The sequence below is a fragment of the Stenotrophomonas sp. MYb57 genome (genome assembly GCF_002966815.1).
GTDB classification, from domain to species: Bacteria; Pseudomonadota; Gammaproteobacteria; order Xanthomonadales; family Xanthomonadaceae; genus Stenotrophomonas; species Stenotrophomonas indicatrix.
Window position 1 is genome coordinate 3,246,059 of record NZ_CP023271.1, and the last position, 25,554, is coordinate 3,271,612.

Genomic DNA, 25,554 nt, shown 5'->3' on the forward strand with positions numbered 1-25,554 from the left:
TTAGACGCCCTTTTGAATCACGCCGAAGAACACCATGACGGCGGTAACCGCGATCCAGAAAATGGTCAGCGGGATGAAGACCTTCCAGCCCAGGCGCATGATCTGGTCATAGCGGAAGCGCGGGAAGCTTGCTCGGAACCAGATGTAGGCACTGGCGAAGAAGAAGACCTTGACGAACAGCCACGGCCAGCCGCCCTTCCAGATCCAGTCGATGAACGGCGAGATCTCGCCCGGGTTGACCCAGCCCTGGATCGGGCTCAGCCAGCCACCGAGGAAGAAGATCGAGATCAGGAAGCTGATCAGGATCATGTTCGCGTATTCGGCCAGGAAGAACAGGGCGAACGCACCGCCTGAGTACTCGACCATGTGGCCGGCGACGATTTCCGACTCGCCTTCCACCACGTCGAACGGCGCGCGGTTGGTTTCGGCGACGCCGGACACCCAGTACACGACGAACAGCGGGAACAGCGGGATCAGGAACCAGTCGAAGAAGCCGGAGCTGCCGGCCTGGGCCATCACGATGTTGCTGAGATTGAGGCTGCCCGAAGCGATCATCACGCCGACCAGGGCAAAGCCCATCGCGATTTCGTAGCTGATCATCTGCGCCGAGGCGCGCATGGCACCCAGGAACGCGTACTTCGAGTTGGAGGCCCAACCGGCGAGGATGATGCCGTAGATGCCCAGCGAGGTCATCGCCAGCAGGTACAGCAGGCCGGCATTGGCGTTGGACAGCACCAGCTGATGGTCGAACGGCACCACCGACCACGCGGCGAAGGCCGGGGCCAGGGTGATCAGCGGCGCCAGCAGGAAGATCGCCTTGTTGGCGCTGCTGGGCTGCAGGACTTCCTTGAACAGCAGCTTGAAGACGTCGGCGAAGGCCTGGAAGATGCCCATGCCCACGTACATCGGGCCGTGGCGGACGTGCATCCAGCCGATCAGCTTGCGTTCCCAGACCACGTAGAAGGCCACCGAGACGATCACCGGAACGGTGATCACCAGGATCTTCAGGATGATCCAGATCAGCGCGCCGATGTCACCCAGGCCAAGCAGCCACTGGTGCAGCGGATCGACCGCGTTAATCAGCAATTCGTTCATGCAGCCACCACCGAAACACGAGCGGCACCCAGCGGCGCGGTTGCGCCGTGGCCCGATTCAATCCAGACCGAACCCGCAGCGACGCGGGCGTCGACCACCACCGGCAGGGTGGCCTTGCCGGCATCGGTGCCGACCTTGGCCATCTGCCCTTCCTGCAGCTGCAGGCGGGCGGCATCGTCAGCGTTGAGCACGATGCGCGGGGCGTTGTTGAGCGGATGCGACTGCAGCGCCGGGGCGCGACGGACCACCGCATCGGTGCGGTAGATCGCAGCGGTCGAGGCCACTTCCATGCCCTCGCCCGCCAGCACCGGCTGTGCCGAAGCGGACACCTGCACGTTCACCGGTGCCAGGCTGGCGCGCAGGCCGGCCAGGTCGATGAACTCGAAACCGGCCACGGCCAGCTCACCGCCGAGTGCACGCAGCACGCGCCAGCCCTCGCGGGCCTCGCCCGGCAGCTTGCCGCCGGCACGCGCCGACTGCTCGCGACCATCGAGGTTGGTCAGGGTGGCATCGATTTCCGGCAGCGCACCGATCGGCAGGATCACGTCGGCAACGTCGCGGGTCGAGGCGCAGGCGAACTGGCTGAAGGCCACCACCTGTGCGCCGACCAGCGCCTTGCGCGCGGCCGGAGCATCGGCGAAGTCCAGGCCCGGTTCCAGGCCGTAGACCACGTAGGCCTTGCGCGGATCGGCCAGCATCGCAGCGACGTCCTTGCCGGCCGGCAGTACGCCGGCGCGGGTCAGGCCGATCGCATTGGCGCCCTGCGGGATGCGGCACAGCTTGGCACCGGTGGCGGCGGCGAAATCACGCGCAGCGGCGCGGATCGCGGCAGCCTGCGGATGGTTCTCGGCGATGCCACCGACGATCAGCACCGTATTGGTACCGCCCTGCACCGCCGAACGCAGCTCGGCGTTGGCCAGCGCATCGGCGAACTTCGACGGAGCCACGATCTGCTTGCCGGCAACGCTGAACGCGAAGTCGAAGTCGACCGGGTTGACCACGTGGATCTTCGCGCCGTTCTGGGTCTGCGCCTTGCGCAGGCGGGCGTGCAGCAACGGCAGCTCGTGGCGGATGTTGCTGCCGAGCACGACGATGCGGTCCGCGCCTTCGATCTCGGCCAGCGGCAGGCCGAACACTTCGGCAGTGGCGGCGTCGGAGAAGTCGCGGTTGTTGATGCGGTGGTCGATGTTGGCCGAACCCAGGCCGGTGGCCAGGCGGGCCAGCAGTGCGCCCTCTTCGTTCGACGTCGACGGGTGCACCAGCACGCCCAGGTTGTCGCCCTGGTTGGCCTTGAGGATCTCTGCGGCCGCGGCCAGGCCTTCAGCCCAGCTCACTTCCTTCCACTCGCCGTTGACCTTGCGCAGCGGCTTGACCGCACGGTCTTCGCTGTACAGGCCCTGGTGCGAATAACGGTCACGATCGGACAGCCAGCACTCGTTGACCGCCTCGTTGTCGCGCGGCACGGTACGCAGCACTTCGCCGCGACGCACGTGCAGGAACAGGTTCGAGCCCATCGCGTCGTGGTAGCCCAGCGATTCGCGCGCGGTCAGTTCCCACGGACGGGCGCGGAACTGGAACACCTTGTTGGTCAGCGCGCCGACCGGGCACACGTCGACGACGTTACCCGAAAGCTCGGTGCTCAGCGGCTTGCCGTCGTAGGTGCCGATCTGCAGGTTTTCACCGCGGTACATGCCACCCAGTTCATAGGTACCGGCAACGTCAGCGGTGAAGCGCACGCAGCGGGTGCACTGGATGCAGCGGGTCATCTCGGTGGCGACCAGCGGGCCCATGTCCTCGTCGGCCACCACGCGCTTGCGCTCGTTGAAGCGGCTGACCGAACGGCCGTAGCCCAGCGACACGTCCTGCAGCTCGCACTCGCCGCCCTGATCGCAGATCGGGCAATCCAGCGGGTGGTTGATCAGCAGGAACTCCATCACCGAGCGCTGGAACTTCAGCGCCTTTTCACTGCGGGTGGCGACCTTCATGCCTTCCATCACCGGCGTGGCGCAGGCCGGTGCCGGCTTCGGCGACTTTTCCACATCCACCAGGCACATGCGGCAGTTGGCAGCGATCGGCAGCTTCTCGTGGTAGCAGAAGCGCGGAATCGAAATGCCCGCCTTGTCGGCGGCCTGGATGATCATCGAACCCTTGGGCACGACCAGCGACTTGCCATCGATCTCGATGGTGACGTGGTCCGGTGGCACGCTGGGATTTATGGGTTGCGCGCTCATGCAGCGGCTGCCTCCACCTTCTTGCCGTCAACCATCGAATGACCGTTGACGATGTAGTACTCGAATTCGTCCCAGAACTGGCGCAGGAAGCCCTGGATGGGCCATGCCGCCGCTTCGCCGAACGCACAGATGGTATGGCCTTCGATCTGGCCGGCCACGGTCTTCAACTGGTGCAGGTCTTCCATCGTGGCCTTGCCGGCGACGATGCGCTCCAGCACGCGGTGCATCCAGCCGGTACCTTCGCGGCACGGGGTGCACTGGCCACAGGATTCCTTGTGGAAGAACTGGCTGATGCGGCAGGCGAACTTGACGCAGCAGACGCTGTCATCCAGCACCACGACCGCACCGGAGCCCAGGCCGGAGCCCAGCGCACGGATGGTGTCGTAGTCCATCGGCAGGCCCTTCAGCTCGGCCGCGGTCAGCACCGGCATGGACACGCCGCCCGGGATCGCGCCCTTGAGCTTGCGACCCGGCTTGAGGCCGCCGGCCATTTCCAGCAGGTCGTCGAAGGTGGTGCCCAGCGGCACTTCGAAATTGCCGCCCTTCTGCACGCAGCCGGACACCGAGAAGCACTTCGGGCCGCCATTGGCGGTCAGGCTCAGGCCCTTGAACCACTCCGGACCATTGCGGATGATCGCCGGCACCGAACCGTAGGTTTCGGTGTTGTTGATCGTCGACGGCTTGCCATACAGGCCGAAATTGGCCGGGAACGGCGGCTTGTAGCGCGGCTGGCCCTTCTTGCCTTCCAGCGATTCCATCAGCGCGGTTTCTTCGCCGCAGATGTAGGCGCCGGCACCCAGGGCGCCGTAGATGTCGATATCCACGCCCGAGCCCAGCACGTTCTTGCCCAGCCAGCCGTTTGCATAAGCATCGGCCAGGGCCTGCTCGAAGTGCTCGAACGGCTCGTGGTGGAATTCACCGCGCAGGTAGTTGTAGCCCACGGTCGAACCGGTGGCGTAGCAGGCAATCGCCATGCCTTCGACCACCGAATGCGGGTTGTAGCGCAGGATGTCGCGATCCTTGCAGGTGCCCGGCTCGGATTCATCCGAGTTGCAGAGGATGTACTTCTGCACGTTGCCCTTGGGCATGAAGGACCACTTCAGGCCGGTCGGGAAACCGGCGCCGCCGCGGCCGCGCAGGCCCGAGGCCTTGACCATCTCGATGACCTGCTCCGGCGGGATCTTCTCTTCGAGGATCTTGCGCAGGGCAGCGTAGCCACCGGTCTTCAGATAGCTTTCGTACGACCACGGGGTGTCGTAATGCAGGGTGGTGTAGACCACCTGGTGCGGCAGCGGCGCGGGGCCGACCGGACCCTTGGATTCGTGGTGATGTGCCATGCCCTTACTCCAGCCCGTCCAGAAGCTCGTCGACCTTTTCCAGGGTCAGACGCTCATGGTAGTGACCATTGATGACCATCATCGGCGCACCCGCGCAGCCGGCCAGGCACTCTTCCTCGCGCTTGAGGTAGACGCGGCCGTCAGCGGTCGACTGACCGTTCTTGATGCCCAGCTTCTTCTCGCAATGGCGCACGATGTCTTCGGCGCCATTGAGCCAGCAGCTGATGTTCGTGCAGATGGCCACGTTGTTGCGGCCCACCTTCTCGGTCTCGAACATCGAGTAGAAGCTGGCAACCTCGTAGGCCCACACCGGCGGCAGGTCCAGGTACTTGGCCACGCCGGCGATCAGCTCGTCGGTCAGCCAGCCCTGGTTCTGCTCCTGGGCAGCATGCAGACCCTGCAGCACGGCAGAGCGCTTGCGGTCCGGCGGGAACTTGGACAGCCAGTGATCGATGTGAGCGCGGGTTTTGTCGCTCAACACCACCATCGGGTCGACGTCGCGCGCCGCCTCGAAATTACCTGTCGCCTTCATCGGCCGACCTCAGCGAAATGCATAACGTGAAATTGCAGAAACTGCGGCGCCGGCTTGCGCCGGCTGCCTGCAGCGGGCGTTGGCGTGGCGGACGGCATTACCGGTCAACCTCGCCGAACACCAGATCGTAGGTACCGATCATCGCCACCACGTCGGCCAGCATGTGGCCGCGCACGATCGAATCGATCGAGGACAGGTGGGCAAAGCCCGGCGCACGAAGGTGTACGCGGAACGGCTTGTTGGCGCCGTCGGAAACCAGGTAGCAGCCGAATTCGCCCTTGGGCGCTTCAACCGCGGCGTAGGTCTCGCCGGCCGGCACGCAATAGCCTTCACTGAACAGCTTGAAGTGATGGATCAGCGCTTCCATGTCGTCCTTCATGTCCTCGCGCTTGGGCGGAGCGACCTTGAAGTTCTTGACCATGACCGGGCCGGGGTTGGCCTTCAGCCATGCCACGCACTGCTTGATGATGCGGTTGGACTCGCGCATTTCGGCAACGCGGCACAGGTAGCGATCGTAGCAATCGCCTTCCTTGCCCAGCGGGATGTCGAAATCGACGGCATCGTACTTCGCATAGGGGCGCTTCTTGCGCAGATCCCAGGCGACGCCCGAGCCACGCAGCATCACGCCGGTCATGCCCCACTGGTGGGCCAGCTCCGGGGTGACCACGCCGATGCCGACGGTACGCTGCTTCCAGATACGGTTGTCGGTCAGCAGGGTCTCGTATTCGTCGACACGACCCGGGAACTCATTGGTGAAGTTCTCCAGGAAGTCCAGCAGCGAACCTTCGCGCGAGGCATTGAGGTTCTTCAGGGCCTTGCCCTTGTGCCAGCGCGATTCCTTGTACTTCGGCATGTGGTCCGGCAGGTCGCGGTAGACACCGCCCGGACGGTAGTACGCCGCGTGCATGCGCGCGCCGGAGACCGCTTCGTAGCAGTCCATCAGCTCTTCGCGCTCGCGGAAGGCGTACAGCATCACCGCCATCGCACCCAGGTCGAGCGCGTTGGAACCCAGCCACATCAAGTGGTTCAGGATGCGGGTGATCTCGTCGAACATCGTGCGGATGTACTGCGCGCGCTCCGGCGCCTCGATGCCCATCAGGGTCTCGATCGAGCGCACGTAGGCGTGCTCGTTGCACATCATCGACACGTAATCCAGGCGATCCATGTAGCCGATCGACTGGTTGAAGGGCTTGGATTCGGCCAGCTTCTCGGTGCCCCGGTGCAGCAGACCCACGTGCGGATCGGCACGCATGATGGTCTCGCCGTCCATCTCCAGGATCAGGCGCAGCACACCGTGCGCGGCCGGATGCTGCGGGCCGAAGTTCATGGTGTAGTTGCGGATTTCCTGCCGGCTTTCGGCAGCGTTGCTGGCGAATGCTTCGCCGGCCTGGTGTACGTGACTCACTTCACTGCCTCCTGCGAGCGCTCGCCGGCAGCGGTCTGCAGGCGGGCGTCGTCGCGGATCACGCGCGGCACGCCGACGCGCGGCTCCACCGAGGTGACCGGTTCGTAGATGACACGCTTCTTTTCTTCGTCGTAGCGGACTTCGACGTTGCCGATCAGCGGGAAGTCCTTGCGGAACGGATGGCCGACGAAACCGTAGTCGGTCAGGATCCGGCGCAGGTCCGGGTGACCTTCGAAGATCACGCCATACAGATCGAACGCTTCGCGCTCGAACCAGTTCAGGCCCGGCCAGATGCTGGTCAGCGACGACACCACCGGCAGCGCTTCGTCAGGCGCGAAGCAGCGCAGGTGCATCATCAGGTTGTGCTGGTACGAACGCAGCTGTGCGACCACGGCAAAGCGCTGGGTCGGCATGTGCTGCGGACGGGCACCGTCGGCGCTCTCTTCGCTGGGGAATTCGCCCCAGGCGAAGCGGCCCTGGGCCTTGCCCTCGACACCGCGGCTGAAGCCCTGCGAGGACACGTCGGCGGTGTCCCACTCATCGGAGCCATAACCGAGGTAATCGACGCCGCAGAGGTCCACGGCCTGCTCGAAACCAAACTCGTCACGCAGCGCGAGGGCGGTGGCGTGCCACTCAGCGGCAGGCACTTCCAGCGTCACTTCGCCGCGGGGTTCGACCACGATGACCTTCGCACCTGCGAAACGTGCGGAGAGTCGGTCGATGAAGGATGCTTGCTCTGCCATGGGGGCTTGGCGCGCTCTTGTCAGGTGAAGGGGTCAGCGGGCGATGGTCTGTGTACGCCAGATCTTCTTCTGCAGCTGCAGGATCCCGTACACCAGCGCCTCGGCGGTCGGCGGGCAGCCCGGGACGTAGACGTCCACCGGCACCACGCGATCACAGCCGCGCACCACAGAATAGGAATAGTGGTAGTAACCACCGCCATTGGCGCAGCTGCCCATGGAGATCACCCACTTGGGGTCGGGCATCTGGTCATAGACCTTGCGCAGCGCCGGGGCCATCTTGTTGACCAGGGTGCCGGCGACGATCATCACGTCGGACTGGCGCGGCGACGGGCGGAACACCACACCGTAGCGGTCAAGGTCCAGGCGCGCTGCACCTGCGTGCATCATTTCGACCGCACAGCAGGCCAGACCGAAGGTCATGGGCCACATCGAGCCGGTGCGTGCCCAGTTCAGCAGCGCATCGACGCTGGTGGTGACAAAGCCCTTTTCCAGCAGCGGGTTGTCGCCTTCCGGCCGCAGGATGTCGTCAACCCGCCCTTCCGGGACAGGATTGGTCATCAGGCCATCGAGAGTCTGAATCACTCCCATTCCAGCGCTCCCTTCTTCCAGACATAGATGAAACCGAGGAACAGCATGCCGACGAACAGACCCATGGTGACGAGCGAACGCGCGCCAAGCTCCATGAAGACCTGCGTCCACGGCACGATGAAGATGATTTCCAGGTCGAAGACGATGAACTGGATCGCGATCAGGTAGTAGCGCACGTCGAACTTCATACGCGCGTCTTCGAAGGCTTCGAAGCCGCACTCGTACGGCGACAGCTTTTCCAGATCGGGGCGGCGGGGACCGAGGAATCGACCAACCAGCATCAGCGTAATGCCGATACCGGTGGCAACGATCAGAAACAGCAGAGACGGCAAATATTCGGCCAGCACAGCGATTCTCTCTTGCCTCTGCCGCTGCGCCTGCAGGCGCTTTGGCATGGGGGAGTGGACGGGAAGCTGCCTGGCGCCTTGCGCGCCAGACCAACCCGCTTTACTTACTAAATGGTGCCCAAGAGGGGACTCGAACCCCTACGACCTAAGTCGCTACCACCTCAAGGTAGTGCGTCTACCAATTCCGCCACCTGGGCAAACGATCACATCAGACTATCTTCCCGATGCGCCGCGTATTGTAACCGGCTTCAGTCTTTCTGGGAGCCTTCCGAAGGCTTTTCTTCACCAGAAACCGAAGATTCCGCCTGAGCCGGCACAGTTGCGGCCGGAACCGGGGCGGCCGGGACCGCATCGGCCTTCGGAACGGCCGGCAATTCGCCCGCCGGAGCGGCCGGAGCGCTGGCCGCCGGGGCGGACATCAGACCCAGATCCTGATCGGCGGCCGGGCGGTTGCCATGGCCGGCGTACCAGGCCATGAAGAGGCTGATGCCGAAGAACACCACGGCCAGCCACTTGGTCGACTTGGACAGGAAGTTGGACGCACCACGCGCACCAAACACGGTCCCCGAGGCGCCAGCGCCAAAGCCCGAACCTGCCGCCGCACCCGAGCCACGCTGCATCAGGATCAGCGCGACCATGGCCACGGCAACCAGCACGTAGACGACATTGAGGATCAACATCAGCATTGGAAATCCGCCCTCGGACTAGAGTGCCGGCGGCTAGCCGGCAACCGTAACTAATTGTTTGCCGCCGCCTCTGCGATGGCCAGGAAGTCGGCGGCCACCAGGGAGGCACCACCAACCAGCCCACCATCGACATCCGGCTGCGCGAACAGTTCCCCGGCATTGTCGGGCTTCACGCTACCGCCGTAAACAATGGGCAGTGAATCAGCAATTCTAGCATCGATGCGCGCGACTTCGCCACGAATGAACGCGTGCACCTGCTGCGCCTGCTCCTTGGTTGCGGTGCGGCCGGTTCCGATCGCCCAGACCGGCTCGTAGGCGACCACGGCATTGGCGAAGCCTGCGGCCCCGACAAGCTCGAGCACCGGGGCCAGCTGGCTGGCGATGACCGCCTCGGTCTGCCCGGCCTCGCGCTGCTCAAGGGTTTCACCGACGCAGAGTACCGGCACCAGGCCGGCATGCAGGGCGGCGGCGAACTTGCGCGCAACCAGCTCGCTGCTCTCGTTGTGGTACTGGCGGCGCTCGGAGTGGCCGACCAGACCATAGCGGGCACCCACCTCGTGCAGCATGGCCGCACAGACCTCACCGGTGTAGGCGCCCTTCTCATTGCTGCTGACGTCCTGTGCACCAAAGGCCAGGCCGGTCTCGCCGAAGTCTTCGACCAGCTCACCCAGGTAGGGCATCGGCGGCAGGATGACCACCTCCACCCCGCTCTTGGGCAGCCCGGCAGCGACCTGCCCCAGCAGTTCGGTGGCGAATTGACGGCTGCCGTGCAGCTTCCAGTTTCCAGCGACGATCTTGCGGCGCATGAGCGGGTGGCTCCTGTGTGAACTCAGCCGCCCATGATACCTGCTGCGACAAAAAACCGTTTCCGTGTAAGCGGTTACATGGATTTTCAGCCAACGGCGCAGCCCCTCGTGGCAGGGGTTGGGGCTGGTTGGTCGCGGAGAGCCCGGTGGGGATATGGAGGCTGGCCGGTCGGGTGGGCTGCGCAGGGGACGCTGCAAGTACGTCCTTGTAAGCTCGTAGGCGCCATCCATGGCGCCTGCGCCCCTGCGCAGCCCACCCGGCCGGCCCCTGACACATTCCGGCGTTTCCGCCCGCCACGGAAAGAAAAAAGAAGATCAAAAGCGAAAGCGAAAGCGAAAGCGAAAGCGAAAGCAGAGCTTCAACCCCTCCCTGCTTCGAGACCTGACAGATCTCATCCACGCATGGCGTGGATAAATAGATAGATCGTGTCGACCAAGGTCGACACCTACCAACAGCCGCGGGAAATTGTCGGGGGTGGGGCGGTGTGGGCTGGCAGGACCGTTGGCGCCATGGATGGCGCCATCGAGCCCCCAGGGATGGGTTTACGGCGTGTCCTGCCAGCCCACACCGCCCCGCCCAACCCACAGAAACCCAGAGCCGCTTTGGCTTTGGCTTTGGCCTTGGCTTTGGCCTTGGCCTTGGCCTTGGCTTTGGCCTCTGCGGGTGCAGGGTGCAACCCTGCCGAAACCCCTCCGCTGCGCTCGCCGGGCATGGCCCGGCGCTACCCGTAACAAGAAGGCCGCCTTTCGGCGGCCTTTTTGTTACTTCAGCTTGATCTCGCGCAGGCGCTCTTCGAGGAAGCCGTGCGCGGTGATCGGTTCCGGGTACCGGCTCGGGTTCTCCTCGGTGATGCACGAGGGCAGCACGTCGATCAGGAAATCCGGGTTCGGGTGCAGGAAGAACGGCACCGAATAGCGCGGCTGCCGGGCCAGCTCACCCGGGGGATTGACCACCCGGTGGATGGTCGACGGATACACGTGGTTGGTCAGGCGCTGCAGCATGTCGCCGATGTTGACCACGATGGTGTCCGCGTCCGAGGTGAACGGCACCCAGTCCCCGTCATGCGACTGCACTTCCAGGCCTGCCGCGCTGGCACCGACCAGCAGCGTGATGAAGTTGATGTCGCCATGCGCACCAGCGCGCACGTTGGGAATGTCGTCGGTGGTGATCGGCGGGTAATGGATCGGGCGCAGGATCGAATTGCCGAAATTGGTCTTGTCGGCGAAGAAGTGCTCCGGCAGGCCGATGTGCAGGGCCAGGGCCGAAAGCACGCGCGAACCCAGGTTGTCCAACGCCTGGTACAGGCCGTAACCACGCTCACCGAAGCCCTCGACCTCGGAAGGCCACAGGTTCGGCGCCATCACGTCCCGATACTTGGAGTCGTCGGCGATCTCGCGGCCGATGTGCCAGAACTCCTTCAGGTCGAAGTGCTTGGAGCCCTTGGCGGTCTCCACACCGAACGGGGTATAGCCACGGGCGCCACCGCTGCCAGCCACGTGGTACTTCCGCTTCGTCTCATCCGGCAGTGCGAAGAAGGCCTTGAAGACGTCGTAGGCCGCATCGATGTCGGCCTGCGGGATGCCGTGGTTGCGGATGCCGGCAAACCCCCATTGGCGATATGCCGCCCCCAGCTCGGCCACGAAGGCGTCGCGGTCACTGTCGAAACGGGTGATGTCGAGGGTGGGGATCTGGCTCACAGCGGTTCCTGGCTTGTCGTTGAGTCGGTACGGGCCCGCCATGCAATGGCGACCGATCTGAACATTGTGACAGATAGATCGGAACACGCCACCGACACGCTGAAACAAACCGATACAATGCGCCACCCGCGCGCGGTTTAACGACTTCGTCACGCCGGGAATCGCCCCGTCGCCCACTTGAACCCGCCCCGCCATGGATGCCGCCCTGCCCGACGCCACCGCCGCTGCTATTTCCGGCCCTGCCAGCCGACGCTGGCGCCGGCTGGCCTGGTGGTCCTTGTTCGTGGCCGCCAACGCCGTGCTGGCCGCGCTCATCGCGCTGGGCAACGTGCCGCTACGCGACAACCCCGGCGGCACGCTCGGCCTGGCCTACCTGGCGTTCGCCCTGCCCGGCCACCTGCTCGCGTTCGGTGCCTTGGCTGGCCTGCTGCCGCTGGCCATCGGCCTGTGGCCGCGCAGCGCGCGCGCATTGAGCGTCTCGGCGGTGATCTGCCAAGGCCTGTGGCTGTGCCTGCTGCTGGTGGATGCCAAGGTCTTCGCGCTGTATCGCTTCCACCTCAACGCGATGGTTGCCAATATGGTGTTCGGCGGCGCCCTGCAGGATCAGGTCAGCCTGTCCTGGAAGACCTGGCTGCAGGCGGCAGCTCTGGTATCGGCGATTTTCGCCGCGCAGGGCCTGCTGGCCTGGGCGTGCTGGAAGCTGCTGCCCGCAGCGCCCCGGCGGCGGCGGGTACTGCAGGCCTGGGCGGTGGTTGCCCTGCTGATGGGCGGCGGCCAGGTCGCCACTGCCTACTACGACGCGCTCGGCGAACGCGCAGTGATCAGCCAATGGAACTACCTGCCATGGGCGCAGCCGATCACCGCCAAGAGCGCGATGCGTCGCTTCGGCGTGGTCAGCCAGCACCAGGTCGGCCTGCCCGATCCGCGCCATGCCCAGCTCAACTATCCGTTGCAGCCCCTTCGCTGCCAGAGCCACCAGCGGCCGAACGTGCTGATGGTGGTACTGGAGTCGTTGCGCCATGACGTGCTCACCCCGCAGTTCATGCCCAACGCCTCGGCGCTGGCCCGCTCCTCGCGGGTGTACGAGCATCATTTCAGCACCGGCAACGCCACCCGCTATGGTCTGTTCGGGCTGCTGTACGGTCTGCCGGGTGGCTACTGGCCCAGCATGCTCGACGAGCAGCGCGGCTCGCAGTTGTTCAAGGTGCTGGGACAGCAGGGCTATGACCTGCATCTGTATGGCAGCGCGCCGCTGTACAGCCCGGAGTTCGATCGCACAGCGTTCGCCGATGTCCGCGACCAGTTGCACCAGGGGCCGTCCGAACTGACCTCCGACGGCCGTGATGCCGCCATCGTCGCTGGACTGCAGAAGGACATCCGCGCCAGCCAGGCTGCGCAGCGCCCGTGGTTTGGTTTCGTGTTCCTCGATTCCACCCACGCGCCCTACCACATGCCGGCCGGCTATCCGCCGCTCGCTACGCCGATGGCCGATGCCATCGATTTTCTCAAGTTCGGCCCCGAGCACGATCCAACGCCGGAATTGAACCGTTATCACACCGCGGTGCATTACGCCGACAGCCTGATTGGTTCGCTGCTGGATGACCTGCGTGCGCAGCGACTGGACCAGGACACGATCGTGCTGGTGACCGGTGACCACGCCGAGGAATTCAACGACCTCAAACTCAACTACTGGGGCCACAACGGCAACTTCTCCAACCACCAGCTGCAGGTGCCCTTCGTGCTGCATTGGCCCGGCCAGGGTGGCGGCCGCGACGCGCGGGTCAGTTCGCATGAAGACTGGGTGCCGACGCTGATGCGCCACGGCCTGGGCTGCGAGAACGCATTGACCGACTACAGCACCGGCCACGACCTGCTGGCTGCACCGACCGGCAAGCGTGCGCTGGTGGTGGAAAGCTGGTCGCAGCGTGCGGTGCGCAATGGCGAGGCGATCTACGTGTTCGACAAATTCGGCAACGCCACCGCGCTCGATGCGCGCTACCGCCCCCTGCCGCAACAGACCCCCGACGCCGCCAGCATCCGCGCGGCATGGGAAGCGCTGACGCGCTTCCGCAACCGCTGAATCCAAGGACCGATCCACCATGAACCGTCCGCTGCGCATCCTGCATACCGAAGCCGCCAAAGGCATGGGTGGGCAGGAGATCTACATTTTCCGCCACATGCAGGTGATGCGCGCGCGCGGCCATGACGTCGCCCTGCTGTGCCAGCCGGACGCGCGCCTGGCAAAGCGCGCGCGCGATGATGGCTTCACCGTGCATACGCTGCGCATGGGCGGCTTGGCCCGGCTGCTGCGCGGCATCTGGTCGGTGTCACGGCTGGTCCGCCGCGAGCGCTACGACGTGGTCAACACCACCAGCCGTCGCGATGCATTGATTGCCGCCGCGGGCGCACGCCTGGGCGGCACACCGCTGGTAGTGCGCTCGCGCCACCTGATGAGCCCGGTGAATTCGCTGCTGACCTACACCGGCCTGCCGCACCGGGTCATCACGGTGAGCAATTTCGTCAAGCAACTGCTGGCCGACCGTGGCATTCCCGCCGATCACATCGGCATCGTGCCGCCGATGGCGGTTGCGCCAACCGACGCCACGCATGAGCCCTCCTGGCAGGCGTTGCAGGAGGCGCGCGCACGCGTGCGCGCCGAGCTCGGATTCGACGAACAGGACATCGTAGTGGGCTGCGTGGCCGTGCTGCGCGAACCCAAGGGCCACGCCGAACTGCTGCAGGCCATGGTGCCGCTGTGCAAAGCCAATCCCCGCCTGCATCTGGTGGTGGTCGGCGATGGCCAGGCAGTGATGCAGCGCCTGCAGGCCACGTGCGCCGAGCACGACCTGCAGCACCAGGTCCATCTGCTGGGCTTCCGCAGCGATGCCAGCCAGCTGATGCCCGGCTTTGACATCTTCGCCCTGGCCACACACAAGGAAGCATCGGGCACGGTGTTCCTGGAAGCGGCACAGGCGGGCCTGCCGATCGTGTCGCATCGGGTCGGCGGCGTGCCTGAAATGCTGGTGGAAGGCAGCAATGCCATCCTCACTCGACTGGGTGACGGCGGCGCCCTCACCGGGGCGTTGCGGCTGCTGGTGGACGATCCCGAGCGTCGCCGGCAGATGGGACGTTCCGGCTGGGACTGGATCCGCAGCGCCAAGCGTTTCAGCCCCGAAGGCCACGCTGAAGCCACCGAACACTATTACCACCAATGGATGAAGGAGCTGGGTCATGGCTAATGCCAGAACCGTACCGGTGCTGATGCATCACCACGTCAGCAACTCGCCCGGCATGATCACGGTGTCGCCGGAGAATTTCGAAAGCCAGATCGCCTGGCTGGCGCGCACCGGCTGGACTTCGTTGACGCTGGACCAGTACGCCGGCTTCCTGGCCGGCAAGCCGGTGCCGCGCAAATCGATCGTGATCACCTTCGATGATGGCTACCTGGATAACTGGGTCTACGCCCATCCGATCCTGCAGAAGTACGGCATGCACGCGGTGGTGTTCGTGGTGACCGGCTGGATGCACGAGGGGCCGATGCGCCCGCATGCTGGCATCGACGGCGCCACGCTGCCGGAAACGCCCGAACATCGCGCCTGCGAAGACCTGATCTACAAGCAAGGCCGCAGTGACGAGGTGATGATGCGCTGGAGCGAAGCACGTGCGGCCATCGAGGCGGGCACGTTCGAGATCCATTGCCATACCCACACCCACACCCGCTGGCTGCGCCGCCAGGACCTGGATCGCGCCCAGCGCCGCGCCGGCATCAGTGGCGACCTGTCGATGGCCAGGGAAGTGCTGCTGGAGAAGCTGGGCGAAGTGTCGGACACCCTGTGCTGGCCGTACGGCGATTTCGACCAGGACTATATCGAAGTGGCGCGTGAGCAGGGGTTCCGCTACCTGCATACCACCCATCCGTTCGGCCGCAACGTGGTCGGCGGCGATCCCGAGCGCATCTACCGCTTCGCCATCCGCAACCGGCCGGCAAGCTGGCTGCGCAAGCGCATCGCGTGGAGCTACAACCCGCTGATCGCACCGCTGTTCAACGGCTTCAAGGCGCGGCAGAAGAAGATGGTGCCGGGGCCGTGATGGCGCTGCCAGCACTGGGCTGGCACAGCTTCGGCAAGGAAGCTCCAACAGAGTGGAAGGACTACAGGAAATGAACGTTCTGGTTACCGGCGGCGCTGGATTCATCGGCTCCCACACGTGCGTGGAACTGCAGCAGCAGGGCCATGCGGTGGTCGTCGTCGATTCACTGTGCAACAGCGACGCCGGAGTGATCGGCCGGATCGGCGACATCACCGGCATCGCGCCGCTGTTCGTACAGGCCGACGTGCGTGACCGTGCGCGGATCACCGCGGTGCTGCGCGAGCATTCGATCGATGCGGTACTGCATTTTGCCGCGCTGAAGTCGGTGGGCGAATCGCGGCAGATGCCGCTGGACTACTTCGACAACAACATCAGCGGCACCCTCGCCCTGCTCGGCGCCATGCGCGATGCCGGCGTGGGCACGTTCGTGTTCAGCTCGTCGGCAACCGTGTACGGCGACCAGGACCATTGCCCGGTGGCCGAAACGGCCTCGACCTGCGCGATGACGCCCTATGGCCGTTCGAAGCTGGTGGTGGAGCAGCTGCTGTCCGACCTGGTCGGCGCCGATACGTCGCTGCATGTGGCAACGCTGCGCTACTTCAACCCGGTGGGGGCGCATTCAAGCGCGCTGATCGGCGAGCTGCCGCACGGAACGCCCAGCAACCTGATGCCCTACATCGCCCAGGTGGCCGCCGGCCTGCTGCCCGAAGTGCAGGTATTCGGCGATGACTATCCGACCTGTGACGGCACCGGCGTGCGCGACTACATCCATGTGCAGGACGTGGCGCGGGCCCATGTGCTGGCGCTGCAGTACCTGCGCGACAAGCGCCGCAGCATCACCCTGAACCTGGGCACCGGCCAGGGCCACAGCGTGCTGGAACTGATCAAGGCCTTCGAGCAGACCGTCGGCCGGCCGATTCCGTTCCGGATCACCGGTCGCCGTACTGGCGACATCGCGGTGAGTTTTGCCGACCCGTCCCTGGCCCTGCGCGAGCTGGGCTGGACCGCGCGCCATGGCCTGGCGGACATGTGCCGCGACACCTGGAAATGGCAGACGGAGATGACGCGCAGCGCCTGATGCCTTGCTTGCGGCAGACAGCAACATGGCCGTACAAGCGGCCATGTTGTCGGTTCGATCCAGCGACAGGGTTCAGGCCGCAGCCGCTGTCCTGACCGCCGCCGAAAGCCGGTCCAGGGTGTCCTGCATCAGCGTCGCGTCATCGGCCTCGACCGTGACCCGCACCACCGGTTCGGTGCCGGAGGGACGCAGGAAGGCGCGCCCGCGACCGGATACCGCCTGCTGCGCTTCGAGCAGCGCAGCCTGCACGCTCTCGGCCTGCACGGTGGCCTTGGCCGAGACATCGCCAAGGCGCACGTTGACCGTCTTCTGCGGCACCTTGGACAACGGCTGCAGCGCTTCGCGCAGGTTCTTTCCCTGCTGCTTCAGCGCCACCAGTACCTGCAGGGCACTGACGATGCCGTCGCCGGTGGTGGCCCGGTCCAGGCACAGCAGATGGCCGGACGCTTCGCCGCCGAGCACGCCGCCTCCCTCCACCAGTGCCTGATGCACGTAGCGGTCGCCGACGTTGCTGCGCTGGAACGGAATCTGCAGTTCGGCCAGGGCCTTTTCCAGACCGAAGTTGCTCATCAGGGTACCGACCACCGGACCGCGCAGGCGCCCTTCGGCCTGCCATGCGCGCGCCAGGATGTACACCAGGTCATCGCCATCGACCGGGTTGCCGCGGTCATCGGCCATCAATACCCGGTCACCATCACCGTCGAAGGCGATGCCCAGGTCGGCGCGGGTCTCACGCACCTTGGCAGCGAGGTTGTCGATGTGGGTCGACCCGACGCCGTCGTTGATGTTGACGCCATTGGGTTCGGCACCGATGCCGATGACCTCCGCGCCCAGTTCGCGGAACAGCAGCGGCGCGATCTGGTAGGTGGCGCCATGCGCGCAGTCGAGCACCAGGCGCACACCGCGCAGATCGAACGCGCGCGGCACGCTGGACTTGCAGAACTCGATGTAACGGCCGACGGCCTCGCGTGCACGCGAGGCCTTGCCGAGCTTTTCCGAAACGGCCGTGGTGAACGGCACGTCCAATGCGGCTTCCAGCGCCAGTTCGGTAGCATCGTCGAGCTTCTCGCCCTGGGCGGAGAAGAACTTGATGCCGTTGTCGTAGTGCGGGTTGTGCGACGCACTGATGACGATGCCCGCGTCCACGCCCAGGGTACGGGTCAGGAAGGCAACGGCCGGGGTCGGCATCGGGCCGAGCAGCTGCACGTCAGCGCCCGCGGCGACCAGCCCGGCTTCCAGCGCGGCTTCGAACATGTAGCCGGAGATCCGCGTGTCCTTGCCGATCACCACGATCGGACGGCGCCCCTCCTGGCCGCGCTGGGCGACCAGCACGCGGCCAAGGGCGTTGCCCAGGCGCAGCACGAAATCAGCCGAGATCGCCCCTTGGCCGACTCGACCGCGGATGCCGTCGGTACCGAAGTACTTGCGGCCCCCCATCAAACCTCCTCCGGTGCCGGCTCGCGCCGCAGCATCGCCAGCAGGTCGGCCAGGCGGTCGCGCAGTTCACGACGGTCACAGATCTGGTCGATGGCGCCGTGCTCGAGCAGGAACTCCGAACGCTGGAACCCTTCCGGCAGCTTCTCGCGCACGGTCTGCTCGATCACGCGCGGGCCGGCGAAGCCGATCAGTGCACGCGGTTCGGCGATGTTGATGTCGCCCAGCATCGCGAACGATGCCGACACACCGCCGGTGGTCGGGTGGGTCAGCACCGAAATGTACGGCTGTCCGGCTTCACGCAGTTTGCCCAGCGCGGCCGAGGTCTTGGCCATCTGCATCAGCGAGAACAGGCCCTCCTGCATGCGCGCGCCACCACTGGCGGAGAAGCACACGTACGGTGCGCCGATCTCGGCGGCGGTCTCGGCGGCAAGGGCGAAGCGCTCGCCGACCACCGAGCCCATCGAGCCCCCCATGAAGGCGAAATCGAAGGACGAGGCCACCAGGGGACGGCCCTTGAGCAGGCCGCGCATGGCGATCAGCGCGTCGTACTCACCGGTGTTCTTCTGCGCGATCTTGATGCGCTCGCTGTACTTCTTCTGGTCCTTGAACTTCAGCAGGTCGGTCGGCCCCAGGCGGGCAGCGATCTCGGTGGTGCTGTCGGCGTCGAACAGCGCAGCCAGACGGGCGCGCGCGCGGATGGCCATATGGTGGCCGCACTTCGGGCAGACCTCCAGATTCTCTTCCAGCTCCGGACGGTACAACGCACTGCCGCAGTTGCTGCACTTTTCCCACAGGCCCTCGGGGACGCTGCGCTTCTTGCTGGGGGTGTTGTCGGTGCGGATGCCAGACGGCATCAACTTGCTGAGCCAACTCATGCGGGAGGACACTTCCGTTCAGGGCGGCCCGGGGGCCGCAAAGGCGGACAGTCTAGCTCCGCTTTCCCTGCCCGTGCACCCCCTGCCCGGCCTTGGGCCCGCTGGAAAAAACCATGCTGGGACGTACGTTTAGGTGCTGGGTAGCGCCGGGCCATGCCCGGCGGATATTCTTGCGCGCCCCACCGCCGGGCATGGCCCGGCGCTACCATTACTGATCCAATGCCTGCCGCAGCGGAGCCAGGAACGCTGCGGCGCGCTGCGCCGCATCCTCGGTGGAGGTCGCTTCGGCCAGCACCGCCACCAGTGCGCTGCCGACCACCACGCCGTCGGCCTGGCGCGCCATGGCCGCCGCACTGGCTGCGTCCTTGATGCCGAAGCCGGCCACCACCGGCACGCTGGCCCTGGCCCGCAGCGCCTGCAGGCGTGCGCTGGCCGCGTCGCTGTCCAGTCGTTCCGAGGCGCCGGTGACCCCGGCAAAGCTGACGTAGTACAGATAGCCACGGGCCAGCGCCAGCAGCTTGTCGGCGCGTGCCTCGCTGGTGGTCGGCGATGCCAGCAGAACCAGCGCAAGGCCTGCAGCGTCGAAGGCCTGCTGGGCTTCGCCGGCCTCTTCCGGCGGCAGGTCGACCAGCAGCACGCCGTCCACGCCAGCCGCCACCGCCGCTTCGGCGAACGCCACGTAACCGTGGATCTCCACCGGGTTGAGATAGCCCATCAGCACCACCGGCGTCTGCGTGTCCTGTTGCCGGAACTGCGCCACCGCCTGCAGCACGTAACGGTTGCCGGCACCGCGCGCCAGCGCGCGCTCGGAGCTGCGCTGGATGGTCGGGCCGTCGGCCATCGGATCGGAGAACGGCACGCCCAGTTCGATCACATCGGCACCGGCCTGGACCAGCGCGTGCATGACCGGCACCGTGGCTTCCAGCGAGGGATCACCGGCGGTGATGAAGGGGATCAGGGCCTTGCGCTGCTGCTGGTGCAGGCGCTGGAAACAGTCATCGAGTCGGGAAACAGGCATCTCAGGCACATCCTTCAATCAGTTCAATCGCTTCGCTGGTCCCCCAGTACATCAGGATGACCTTCCCTTCAAACACTTCCAGGCGGATGCCCAGGTCGGAACCCGGATCCTGCCAGGTCAGGTACTCGCCCTGATCGCCGTCGTAGGCATGCGGGCTGGAGACCGGCGCGCCGGGAAACTGCGCCACCGCCTGCGCCCGCGTCATGCCGATGCGCAGTCCGAACGGACCCGGCTGGTCGACCGGCGCCTTGGCGTCCTCGCCCGGACCAAGATCGAAACGGACCACGCGGTCTTCGTCGGTCATCATCGACACGCCGGGCGGCAGCCCCTTCCCGTCGTAGTACTCGCAGCTGCCGCCGATGGCTTCGACCGCGCCCATTGCCTTCCACGGCCCGAAGGCCTTCAGGTCGCTCATGTGCTGGCCGATCAGCACCTCGCCGGCATGATCCAGCGCCACCGACGCCACGGCGGGCGCGTCATCGCTGGAGACCGCGGCCGAGGCCGGTGGATCATCGATGGGCGTGCTCGCAATCGGGTCGACGTCATCGTTGGCCGCCATCGGCTGCGACGGTTGCGCAGCGGCCTTGGCCGCCGGCGCCAGCACCGGCGGTTCCGGCGGTTGGCACGCGGCCAGGCCCAGCACCAGCAGCACGCCCGTACTGCGCATCAGTGCGCTCACAGCACCAGCCCTTCGCGCGCCGCGATGGTATGCACGTCCTTGTCGCCACGTCCTGACAGGTTGCACAGCACGATCTGGTCGCGCGGACGCCCGCGCGCGAGCTTCATCGCCTGCGCAAGCGCGTGGCTGGACTCCAGCGCCGGCAGGATGCCTTCGGTGTGGGCCAACAGATGGAAGGCCTGCAGCGCCTCTTCGTCGGTGATGCCGACGTAGCGCGCACGGCCGCTGTCGGCCAGGAACGCATGCTCGGGGCCTACACCCGGGTAATCCAGGCCGGCCGACACCGAATGGGTCTCGATGATCTGGCCATCGTCGTCGCACAGCACATAGGTGCGGTTGCCGTGCAGCACGCCCGGGCGGCCGGCGGCGATGGAAGCTGCGTGGCGGCCGGTGTGGATGCCATCACCGGCCGCTTCAGCGCCGACGATCTCGACCTGGCGGTCGTTGAGGAAGGCATGGAACAGGCCGATCGCATTGCTGCCGCCGCCGACGCAGGCGGTGATCGCATCAGGCAGGCGACCGTACTCGGCCAGCATCTGCTCGCGTGCCTCGCGGCCGACGATGGCGTTGAAGTCGCGCACCATGCGCGGGTACGGGTCTGGACCCGCTACCGTGCCGATGATGTAGAAGGTGTCCTGCACGTTGGTGACCCAGTCGCGCATCGCTTCGTTGAGGGCGTCCTTCAGGGTGGCCGAGCCGGAGGTCACCGGCACCACCGTCGCCCCGAGCAGTTTCATGCGGTAGACGTTGATCTTCTGCCGCTCGATGTCGGTGGCGCCCATGTACACCACGCACTCCAGGCCCAGCCGCGCCGCGACGGTGGCACTGGCCACGCCATGCTGGCCGGCGCCGGTCTCGGCGATGATGCGCTTCTTGCCCATCCGCGCCGCCAGCAGCGCCTGGCCGATGGTGTTGTTGATCTTGTGCGCGCCGGTGTGGTTCAGGTCCTCGCGCTTGAGCAGGATCTGGGCGCCACCGACGTGGTCACTCAATCGTTCAGCATGGTAGATCGGGCTCGGCCGGCCCACGTAATGGGCCAGGTCGCGGTCATAGGCCAGCTGGAACGCCGGATCCTGGCGGGCCTGGTCATAGGCCTGGGCCAGTTCCTGCAGCGGGCCGACCAGGGTTTCGGCGACGAAGCTGCCACCGTAACGGCCGAAGTGGCCCTGGGCGTCAGGGAAGGCATGGAAATCGGCGATGGGAGAGTCAGGCATGGAGACGACCGGTCGTTCAGGCAGGTGGATACTCTAGCGCACGGATTGCGCCCGGAAAATGGATATTATCTGGCCTATCCCGTCAGGAAATCTCACATGAGCACGTCACCGCTGCCGCCCTTGAATGCCCTGCGGGCGTTCGAGGCCACCGCACGCCTGGGCGGCGTTGGCCGCGCGGCCCAGGCGCTGCATGTGACCCATGGCGCGATCAGCCGGCAACTGAAGCTGCTGGAAGACCATCTGGGCCTGGCCCTGTTCCAGCGCGCCGGCCGCGGACTGCGCCTGACCGCCGCCGGCACCCGCCTTCAACAGGCCTGCAGCGAGGCGTTCGGCGGCATTGAAGACTGCGTGCGCGAACTGCGGCGGCCAAGCGCGGAGCCGGCCCTGGTGCTGGGCTGCAGCGGCAGCGTGCTGGCGCGCTGGATGATTCCGCGGCTGCCGGCACTGCAGGCTGCCCTGCCCGGCGTGCGCCTGCAGTGGTCGGCCCTGGATGGCAGTTTCACCGAGGCGCAGGCCACGCTGGATGCGGTGCTGCTGCTGGCACAGGGACCATGGCCACGCGGCTGGCAGGTGCGCGAGCTGGCACCGGAACGGGTGGGTGTGGTGGTGGCGCCCTCGCACCCGGCGGCGCAGCGGTTGCGCCATGTCCCCCCGTCGGCCTTGCTGCGGGAAACGCTGCTGCACACCAGTTCGCGCCCGCAGGCGTGGCCTGCATGGGCGCAGTCGCACGGGCTGGACCCGGCCCAGCTGCAGCTCGGCACCGGCTTCGAACACCTGTACTACCTGCTGGAAGCAGCGGTAGCGGGGCTGGGCCCGGCGATCGCGCCTGAGCCACTGGTGGCCGAGGATCTGGCAGCCGGGCGGCTGGTGGCACCGTGGGGATTTGCTGCGACCGGCGGGTTCTGGGTGCTGGCGCGGCCGGACGGCCCTGTCGATGCGCGCGTGGACGCGTTGGCCGATTGGGCGGTAGCCCAGCTGAAGTGAAGATCGCCGCCACGAAGTGGCCGCAACGGCGGGCAACCTCGCTTGACGTCGATTACATCCCGTCAGAAAACAGGTCGAGCACGTCAGCACTGACCCAGCCCTGCGCGCAGTTGCCAGCGTAGTGTCCCGGCCCTGCCACGTGGCAGGCTTCGCTTCCCATTTCCTTCATGCCGCTGATGGGCCTGTCACCATAGGTCTCACACAACGCGCTGCCTTTGCACTTGCCGACCGTTGCGGCGGGAATGGCGACCACGTAATAGAAGAGCGGATTCTGTCCGGCACGACCGATGCCCTGTACGCAGACCAGCTGCCCTTTCGACAGCCTTGCGGTCGTCGAAACCCTGCTGCCGGTGCTCGGCACTGCGTCCAGGGTGTCCACGCCCTTGTCCTCGGCAACGCCGGCGAAGAAGCCCTGTTCGCCACAGGCCGGGGAAAGCTCGACGTCGTAGAAGTCACCGCTGTCGACGTCACCCGCCGTGCAGCCAGCGCCCTTGCTGGCGTCGCTGCATTTCACCCCGCTGGCCTGGATCAACGCGGCCAACCCGCTGTCGGCCGATGCTGATGCAGACACGGGTGCGGCCGTCGAATCAGTGGCCGGCGCAGTTGCAATGGTCGGCGACGAAGTGGCCGGGCTCGACGATTCTCCGGCGGCGCACGCAGCCAGAGCGAGCAGCAAACCTGGAACAGCGGCGATGCGGGCCATGCGCGAACGGAGAAGGGGCATATCCATTTGCAACCTCATTGACGGCATGTCGCACCGCAGACGTCGCGCGATGGTGGAACGCGCACGGCTGGCACCCACCCGTGGCAGGTTGGGTGCATTGTGTCCGGCCAGATGCCTGGTGGATGTGGGGTGACCGTTACGACGCCGTCGGCGCCGCCAGGCGCTGCTGCAGGTCCTCGCGCAGGCGCGACAGCTCGACTTCGGCCTGCTGCCGCTGCTGCATGCCTTCGCGATGGATGCTGCGCACTTCCTCGACGGTAGCGATCAGCTGATCGTGAACGTGGCGCAGCGTGGCCACGTCGATCACGCCGCGCTGGTTGCTGCGTGCGGTGTCCACCGACGCCTGGCGCATCAGGTCGGCATTGCGTCGCATCAACTCATTGGTCGCATCGTCGATGGCATTGGCCAGTTCGGCAGCGTTCTTCTGTTCGCCCAGCGACAACTGGATCGCGAACTGGCGCTTCCACGAGGGGATGGTGATGTCGCGGACGGTGTTGAACTTCTCGATCAGCTGCAGCGCATTGGCCTGGATCAGGCGAATCATCGGCAGCGACTGGTCAGCCGCGTGCTGCATCAGCTGCAGGTCGGAGACGCGCTTCTCGATCAGGCGGATCGCATTGTCGATCTCGCTCTGGCGGATGCGCTGCTGCGGGTCATCGCTGCCCTGCCCCAGCAACTGCTCGGACTGCAGCTGGGCCAGGCGCTGCTTGCCGGCGGCGGCATACAGGCCCAGCGCATGACGCTCCTCGCGGACGATGTCATGCATGCGGTCGAAATCGCTTACCCGCTTGCCCATCAGCGCCTGTTGCGCACCCACGTCGCCGAGCAGCTGTTCGATCTGCGAATTGGTATCGCTGAACTTCTGCACCAGCTCGCCCTTGGAAGAACGCAGGCGATCGATGAGGCCACCGATCAACGGCACCTTCGAGCGCTGGGAAAAACCATCCAGCTTGAGCTCGCGCGCGATGCGCACCACTTCGCCGAGCTTCTCGCCATTGGCGTCGAGGTCACGGTTGCGCACCTGGTCCAGCAGCTGGCTGGAGAAGGCCGTTGTGCGTGCGGCGGCTTCACGGCCGAACACCTGCAGGTTGCCCGGACGCAGGTCTTCCAGCTCGCGGCCGATTTCGGCGATGCGCGGCAGGTCGTCGCGGACCAGGCCGAGGGCCTTCAACGTGCTGTCATCAAGTTCAGGGGCGGGCGTGGTGGCGGGCACGAGCGTGCCGGAGTTCTGGCTGTCCTGGGTCATCGGGCAGTGTCCTTGCGGTGGATAAGCGGCAGCGGCGGCCGGCTCAGGGCAGTCTAGCCTGAGCAGCGGCTACTTCGTCGTCGATCTGGGCCTGCAGCGTGGCTGCCTGCTCGGCCTGTGCAGCCTGCGCCAGTGCCTGGCGCGCCAATGCGGCCTGGCGCCAGGCCGGCAGCAGGACATCGTGGATGCGGACGAAGCGCTGCAGCAGGGCTTCGTCCTGCTCCTGCAGCAGCCGCCACTGCCCGCTTTCGATGCGTCGCAGCGTGGCAAGCCGCTGCAGATGGTCCACGCGTGGGGCCAGCGCGACCTGCGCAGCTCCCTGCAGTGTCGCCAGCTGCGCGGCGCCGAACGTGGCCCAGGCCTCCAACGCGGCGGCAGCCGCATCGTTGTCGATGATGGCCCGGGCACGCTGCTGCACACGCTGTGCAAGACCCTGGGCCTGCTCGCGCGCCTGCAGCGCCAGCACGCCCAGCTGCGCCTGCAGCCCCTGCGCCTGTGCCTGGCGTTCAACGTCACGGCCGAGCAGGCGCCCCCACCAGCTCTCCTGCCGGCGCAGGCGCGCCGGATCGCTGGCCTGCAACGCCAATGCGATCCGCGCCAGCGCAGCCACCAGTCCCTCGCCTTCCGCGCCGGCCTGCAACGGTGCAGGCTCGGCCAATACCTGCAGCAAGTGGCTGCCGTACGCTGCCAGCGTGGCCACATCGGCGCGCGCCGGAAGCGTGGGTTCGGGCAGGGAGCGCAC

Annotated in this window: 24 protein-coding genes and 1 tRNA gene; 5 read left to right on the top strand and 20 right to left on the bottom strand. The window is 66.1% G+C overall.

The window, feature by feature from the left end; genetic code table 11:
- The 12 genes from nuoH to CLM74_RS15075 form a co-directional block, all read right to left on the bottom strand.
- Entirely contained in the window at window positions 1–1,095 is a 1,095-nt protein-coding gene (nuoH, locus tag CLM74_RS15015) for an NADH-quinone oxidoreductase subunit NuoH (RefSeq protein WP_025876209.1), read from the bottom strand.
- Window positions 1,092–3,326, bottom strand: a complete 2,235-nt coding sequence (gene nuoG / locus CLM74_RS15020; RefSeq protein WP_105164424.1) for an NADH-quinone oxidoreductase subunit NuoG — start codon at window positions 3,324–3,326, stop codon at window positions 1,092–1,094. The genes nuoH and nuoG overlap by 4 nt, the downstream gene beginning before the upstream one ends.
- Window positions 3,323–4,663: an NADH-quinone oxidoreductase subunit NuoF gene (gene nuoF / locus CLM74_RS15025; RefSeq protein WP_025876206.1), complete on the bottom strand. Its 1,341-nt coding sequence runs from the start codon at window positions 4,661–4,663 to the stop codon at window positions 3,323–3,325. Before nuoF ends, nuoG begins: the two co-directional genes overlap by 4 nt.
- Before the next feature lie 4 nt (window positions 4,664–4,667).
- Window positions 4,668–5,195: an NADH-quinone oxidoreductase subunit NuoE gene (gene nuoE / locus CLM74_RS15030; protein WP_025876204.1), complete on the bottom strand. Its 528-nt coding sequence runs from the start codon at window positions 5,193–5,195 to the stop codon at window positions 4,668–4,670.
- Between the two features lie 97 nt (window positions 5,196–5,292).
- Window positions 5,293–6,600 carry an NADH-quinone oxidoreductase subunit D gene (locus CLM74_RS15035; protein ID WP_025876202.1) on the bottom strand — a complete coding sequence of 436 codons (1,308 nt, stop codon included), beginning with the start codon at window positions 6,598–6,600 and terminating at the stop codon, window positions 5,293–5,295.
- Window positions 6,597–7,343: an NADH-quinone oxidoreductase subunit C gene (locus CLM74_RS15040; protein WP_025876200.1), complete on the bottom strand. Its 747-nt coding sequence runs from the start codon at window positions 7,341–7,343 to the stop codon at window positions 6,597–6,599. The genes CLM74_RS15035 and CLM74_RS15040 overlap by 4 nt, the downstream gene beginning before the upstream one ends.
- 33 nt (window positions 7,344–7,376) lie before the next feature.
- On the bottom strand, window positions 7,377–7,931 hold the full coding sequence (locus tag CLM74_RS15045) for an NADH-quinone oxidoreductase subunit B (RefSeq protein ID WP_025876198.1): 555 nt from the start codon (window positions 7,929–7,931) through the stop codon (window positions 7,377–7,379).
- Window positions 7,922–8,278 (bottom strand): NADH-quinone oxidoreductase subunit A, encoded by a 357-nt coding sequence (locus CLM74_RS15050; RefSeq protein ID WP_005414075.1) that lies wholly within the window; start codon window positions 8,276–8,278, stop codon window positions 7,922–7,924. Before CLM74_RS15050 ends, CLM74_RS15045 begins: the two co-directional genes overlap by 10 nt.
- Window positions 8,279–8,390: 112 nt before the next feature.
- A tRNA-Leu gene (locus tag CLM74_RS15055) sits at window positions 8,391–8,475 on the bottom strand.
- A 51-nt stretch (window positions 8,476–8,526) separates the two neighbouring features.
- Window positions 8,527–8,964 (bottom strand): preprotein translocase subunit SecG, encoded by a 438-nt coding sequence (gene secG / locus CLM74_RS15060; RefSeq protein WP_025876192.1) that lies wholly within the window; start codon window positions 8,962–8,964, stop codon window positions 8,527–8,529.
- A gap of 50 nt (window positions 8,965–9,014) precedes the next feature.
- Window positions 9,015–9,770: a triose-phosphate isomerase gene (gene tpiA / locus CLM74_RS15065; protein ID WP_025876190.1), complete on the bottom strand. Its 756-nt coding sequence runs from the start codon at window positions 9,768–9,770 to the stop codon at window positions 9,015–9,017.
- Window positions 9,771–10,532: 762 nt separating this feature from the next.
- Window positions 10,533–11,510: a 2-oxoglutarate and iron-dependent oxygenase domain-containing protein gene (locus tag CLM74_RS15075; RefSeq protein ID WP_105164426.1), complete on the bottom strand. Its 978-nt coding sequence runs from the start codon at window positions 11,508–11,510 to the stop codon at window positions 10,533–10,535.
- Between the two features lie 163 nt (window positions 11,511–11,673).
- Here CLM74_RS15075 and CLM74_RS15080 point away from each other — a divergent pair, with 163 nt between their 5' ends.
- From CLM74_RS15080 to galE, 4 genes are all read left to right on the top strand, one after another.
- Window positions 11,674–13,548, top strand: a complete 1,875-nt coding sequence (locus CLM74_RS15080; RefSeq protein ID WP_105165034.1) for a sulfatase-like hydrolase/transferase — start codon at window positions 11,674–11,676, stop codon at window positions 13,546–13,548.
- A gap of 19 nt (window positions 13,549–13,567) precedes the next feature.
- Window positions 13,568–14,707 (top strand): glycosyltransferase family 4 protein, encoded by a 1,140-nt coding sequence (locus tag CLM74_RS15085; RefSeq protein ID WP_032974999.1) that lies wholly within the window; start codon window positions 13,568–13,570, stop codon window positions 14,705–14,707.
- Window positions 14,700–15,557 (top strand): polysaccharide deacetylase family protein, encoded by an 858-nt coding sequence (locus tag CLM74_RS15090; RefSeq protein ID WP_105164427.1) that lies wholly within the window; start codon window positions 14,700–14,702, stop codon window positions 15,555–15,557. Before CLM74_RS15085 ends, CLM74_RS15090 begins: the two co-directional genes overlap by 8 nt.
- A gap of 70 nt (window positions 15,558–15,627) precedes the next feature.
- Window positions 15,628–16,635: a UDP-glucose 4-epimerase GalE gene (galE, locus tag CLM74_RS15095; protein WP_025876180.1), complete on the top strand. Its 1,008-nt coding sequence runs from the start codon at window positions 15,628–15,630 to the stop codon at window positions 16,633–16,635.
- A gap of 72 nt (window positions 16,636–16,707) precedes the next feature.
- On the opposite strand, the gene glmM is transcribed toward galE, so the two are convergent.
- The 5 genes from glmM to trpB all read right to left on the bottom strand — a co-directional run bounded on the left by glmM (window position 16,708) and on the right by trpB (window position 21,858).
- On the bottom strand, window positions 16,708–18,072 hold the full coding sequence (glmM, locus tag CLM74_RS15100) for a phosphoglucosamine mutase (protein WP_025876178.1): 1,365 nt from the start codon (window positions 18,070–18,072) through the stop codon (window positions 16,708–16,710).
- A complete protein-coding gene (gene accD / locus CLM74_RS15105; protein WP_025876176.1) occupies window positions 18,072–18,947 on the bottom strand; it encodes an acetyl-CoA carboxylase, carboxyltransferase subunit beta in 876 nt (291 codons plus the stop codon). The genes glmM and accD overlap by 1 nt, the downstream gene beginning before the upstream one ends.
- A gap of 208 nt (window positions 18,948–19,155) precedes the next feature.
- Window positions 19,156–19,965: a tryptophan synthase subunit alpha gene (gene trpA / locus CLM74_RS15110; protein ID WP_025876174.1), complete on the bottom strand. Its 810-nt coding sequence runs from the start codon at window positions 19,963–19,965 to the stop codon at window positions 19,156–19,158.
- A gap of 1 nt (window position 19,966) precedes the next feature.
- Window positions 19,967–20,644, bottom strand: a complete 678-nt coding sequence (locus CLM74_RS15115; protein ID WP_105164428.1) for a hypothetical protein — start codon at window positions 20,642–20,644, stop codon at window positions 19,967–19,969.
- Window positions 20,641–21,858 (bottom strand): tryptophan synthase subunit beta, encoded by a 1,218-nt coding sequence (gene trpB / locus CLM74_RS15120; protein ID WP_032975005.1) that lies wholly within the window; start codon window positions 21,856–21,858, stop codon window positions 20,641–20,643. The genes CLM74_RS15115 and trpB overlap by 4 nt, the downstream gene beginning before the upstream one ends.
- 96 nt (window positions 21,859–21,954) lie before the next feature.
- On the opposite strand from trpB, the gene CLM74_RS15125 reads away from it, so the two are divergent.
- Window positions 21,955–22,842: a LysR family transcriptional regulator gene (locus CLM74_RS15125; protein WP_099843186.1), complete on the top strand. Its 888-nt coding sequence runs from the start codon at window positions 21,955–21,957 to the stop codon at window positions 22,840–22,842.
- 52 nt (window positions 22,843–22,894) lie between these two features.
- Here CLM74_RS15125 and CLM74_RS15130 read toward each other — a convergent pair whose 3' ends face one another.
- The 3 genes from CLM74_RS15130 to CLM74_RS15140 form a co-directional block, all read right to left on the bottom strand.
- The gene (locus tag CLM74_RS15130; protein WP_234003376.1) at window positions 22,895–23,545 is read right to left on the bottom strand and encodes a hypothetical protein; all 651 of its coding nucleotides are present in this window, start codon (window positions 23,543–23,545) and stop codon (window positions 22,895–22,897) included.
- Between the two features lie 157 nt (window positions 23,546–23,702).
- Window positions 23,703–24,812: a toxic anion resistance protein gene (locus tag CLM74_RS15135; RefSeq protein WP_032975007.1), complete on the bottom strand. Its 1,110-nt coding sequence runs from the start codon at window positions 24,810–24,812 to the stop codon at window positions 23,703–23,705.
- A 43-nt stretch (window positions 24,813–24,855) separates the two neighbouring features.
- Entirely contained in the window at window positions 24,856–25,554 is a 699-nt protein-coding gene (locus CLM74_RS15140) for a hypothetical protein (RefSeq protein ID WP_223486167.1), read from the bottom strand.

Excerpts from the sequence above, each read along its gene's own strand:
- CLM74_RS15130 (WP_234003376.1), bottom strand. The coding sequence starts at position 23,545 with ATGGCCCGCATCGCCGCTGTTCCAGGTTTGCTGCTCGCTCTGGCTGCG.
- nuoG (WP_105164424.1), bottom strand. The coding sequence starts at position 3,326 with ATGAGCGCGCAACCCATAAATCCCAGCGTGCCACCGGACCACGTCACC.
- accD (WP_025876176.1), bottom strand. The coding sequence starts at position 18,947 with ATGAGTTGGCTCAGCAAGTTGATGCCGTCTGGCATCCGCACCGACAAC.
- trpB (WP_032975005.1), bottom strand. The coding sequence starts at position 21,858 with ATGCCTGACTCTCCCATCGCCGATTTCCATGCCTTCCCTGACGCCCAG.
- trpA (WP_025876174.1), bottom strand. The coding sequence starts at position 19,965 with ATGCCTGTTTCCCGACTCGATGACTGTTTCCAGCGCCTGCACCAGCAG.
- nuoE (WP_025876204.1), bottom strand. The coding sequence starts at position 5,195 with ATGAAGGCGACAGGTAATTTCGAGGCGGCGCGCGACGTCGACCCGATG.
- nuoH (WP_025876209.1), bottom strand. The coding sequence starts at position 1,095 with ATGAACGAATTGCTGATTAACGCGGTCGATCCGCTGCACCAGTGGCTG.
- CLM74_RS15040 (WP_025876200.1), bottom strand. The coding sequence starts at position 7,343 with ATGGCAGAGCAAGCATCCTTCATCGACCGACTCTCCGCACGTTTCGCA.
- CLM74_RS15125 (WP_099843186.1), top strand. The coding sequence starts at position 21,955 with ATGAGCACGTCACCGCTGCCGCCCTTGAATGCCCTGCGGGCGTTCGAG.
- glmM (WP_025876178.1), bottom strand. The coding sequence starts at position 18,072 with ATGGGGGGCCGCAAGTACTTCGGTACCGACGGCATCCGCGGTCGAGTC.
- CLM74_RS15135 (WP_032975007.1), bottom strand. The coding sequence starts at position 24,812 with ATGACCCAGGACAGCCAGAACTCCGGCACGCTCGTGCCCGCCACCACG.
- CLM74_RS15045 (WP_025876198.1), bottom strand. The coding sequence starts at position 7,931 with ATGGGAGTGATTCAGACTCTCGATGGCCTGATGACCAATCCTGTCCCG.
- CLM74_RS15090 (WP_105164427.1), top strand. The coding sequence starts at position 14,700 with ATGGCTAATGCCAGAACCGTACCGGTGCTGATGCATCACCACGTCAGC.
- CLM74_RS15075 (WP_105164426.1), bottom strand. The coding sequence starts at position 11,510 with ATGGCGGGCCCGTACCGACTCAACGACAAGCCAGGAACCGCTGTGAGC.
- nuoF (WP_025876206.1), bottom strand. The coding sequence starts at position 4,663 with ATGGCACATCACCACGAATCCAAGGGTCCGGTCGGCCCCGCGCCGCTG.
- tpiA (WP_025876190.1), bottom strand. The coding sequence starts at position 9,770 with ATGCGCCGCAAGATCGTCGCTGGAAACTGGAAGCTGCACGGCAGCCGT.
- CLM74_RS15085 (WP_032974999.1), top strand. The coding sequence starts at position 13,568 with ATGAACCGTCCGCTGCGCATCCTGCATACCGAAGCCGCCAAAGGCATG.
- galE (WP_025876180.1), top strand. The coding sequence starts at position 15,628 with ATGAACGTTCTGGTTACCGGCGGCGCTGGATTCATCGGCTCCCACACG.
- secG (WP_025876192.1), bottom strand. The coding sequence starts at position 8,964 with ATGCTGATGTTGATCCTCAATGTCGTCTACGTGCTGGTTGCCGTGGCC.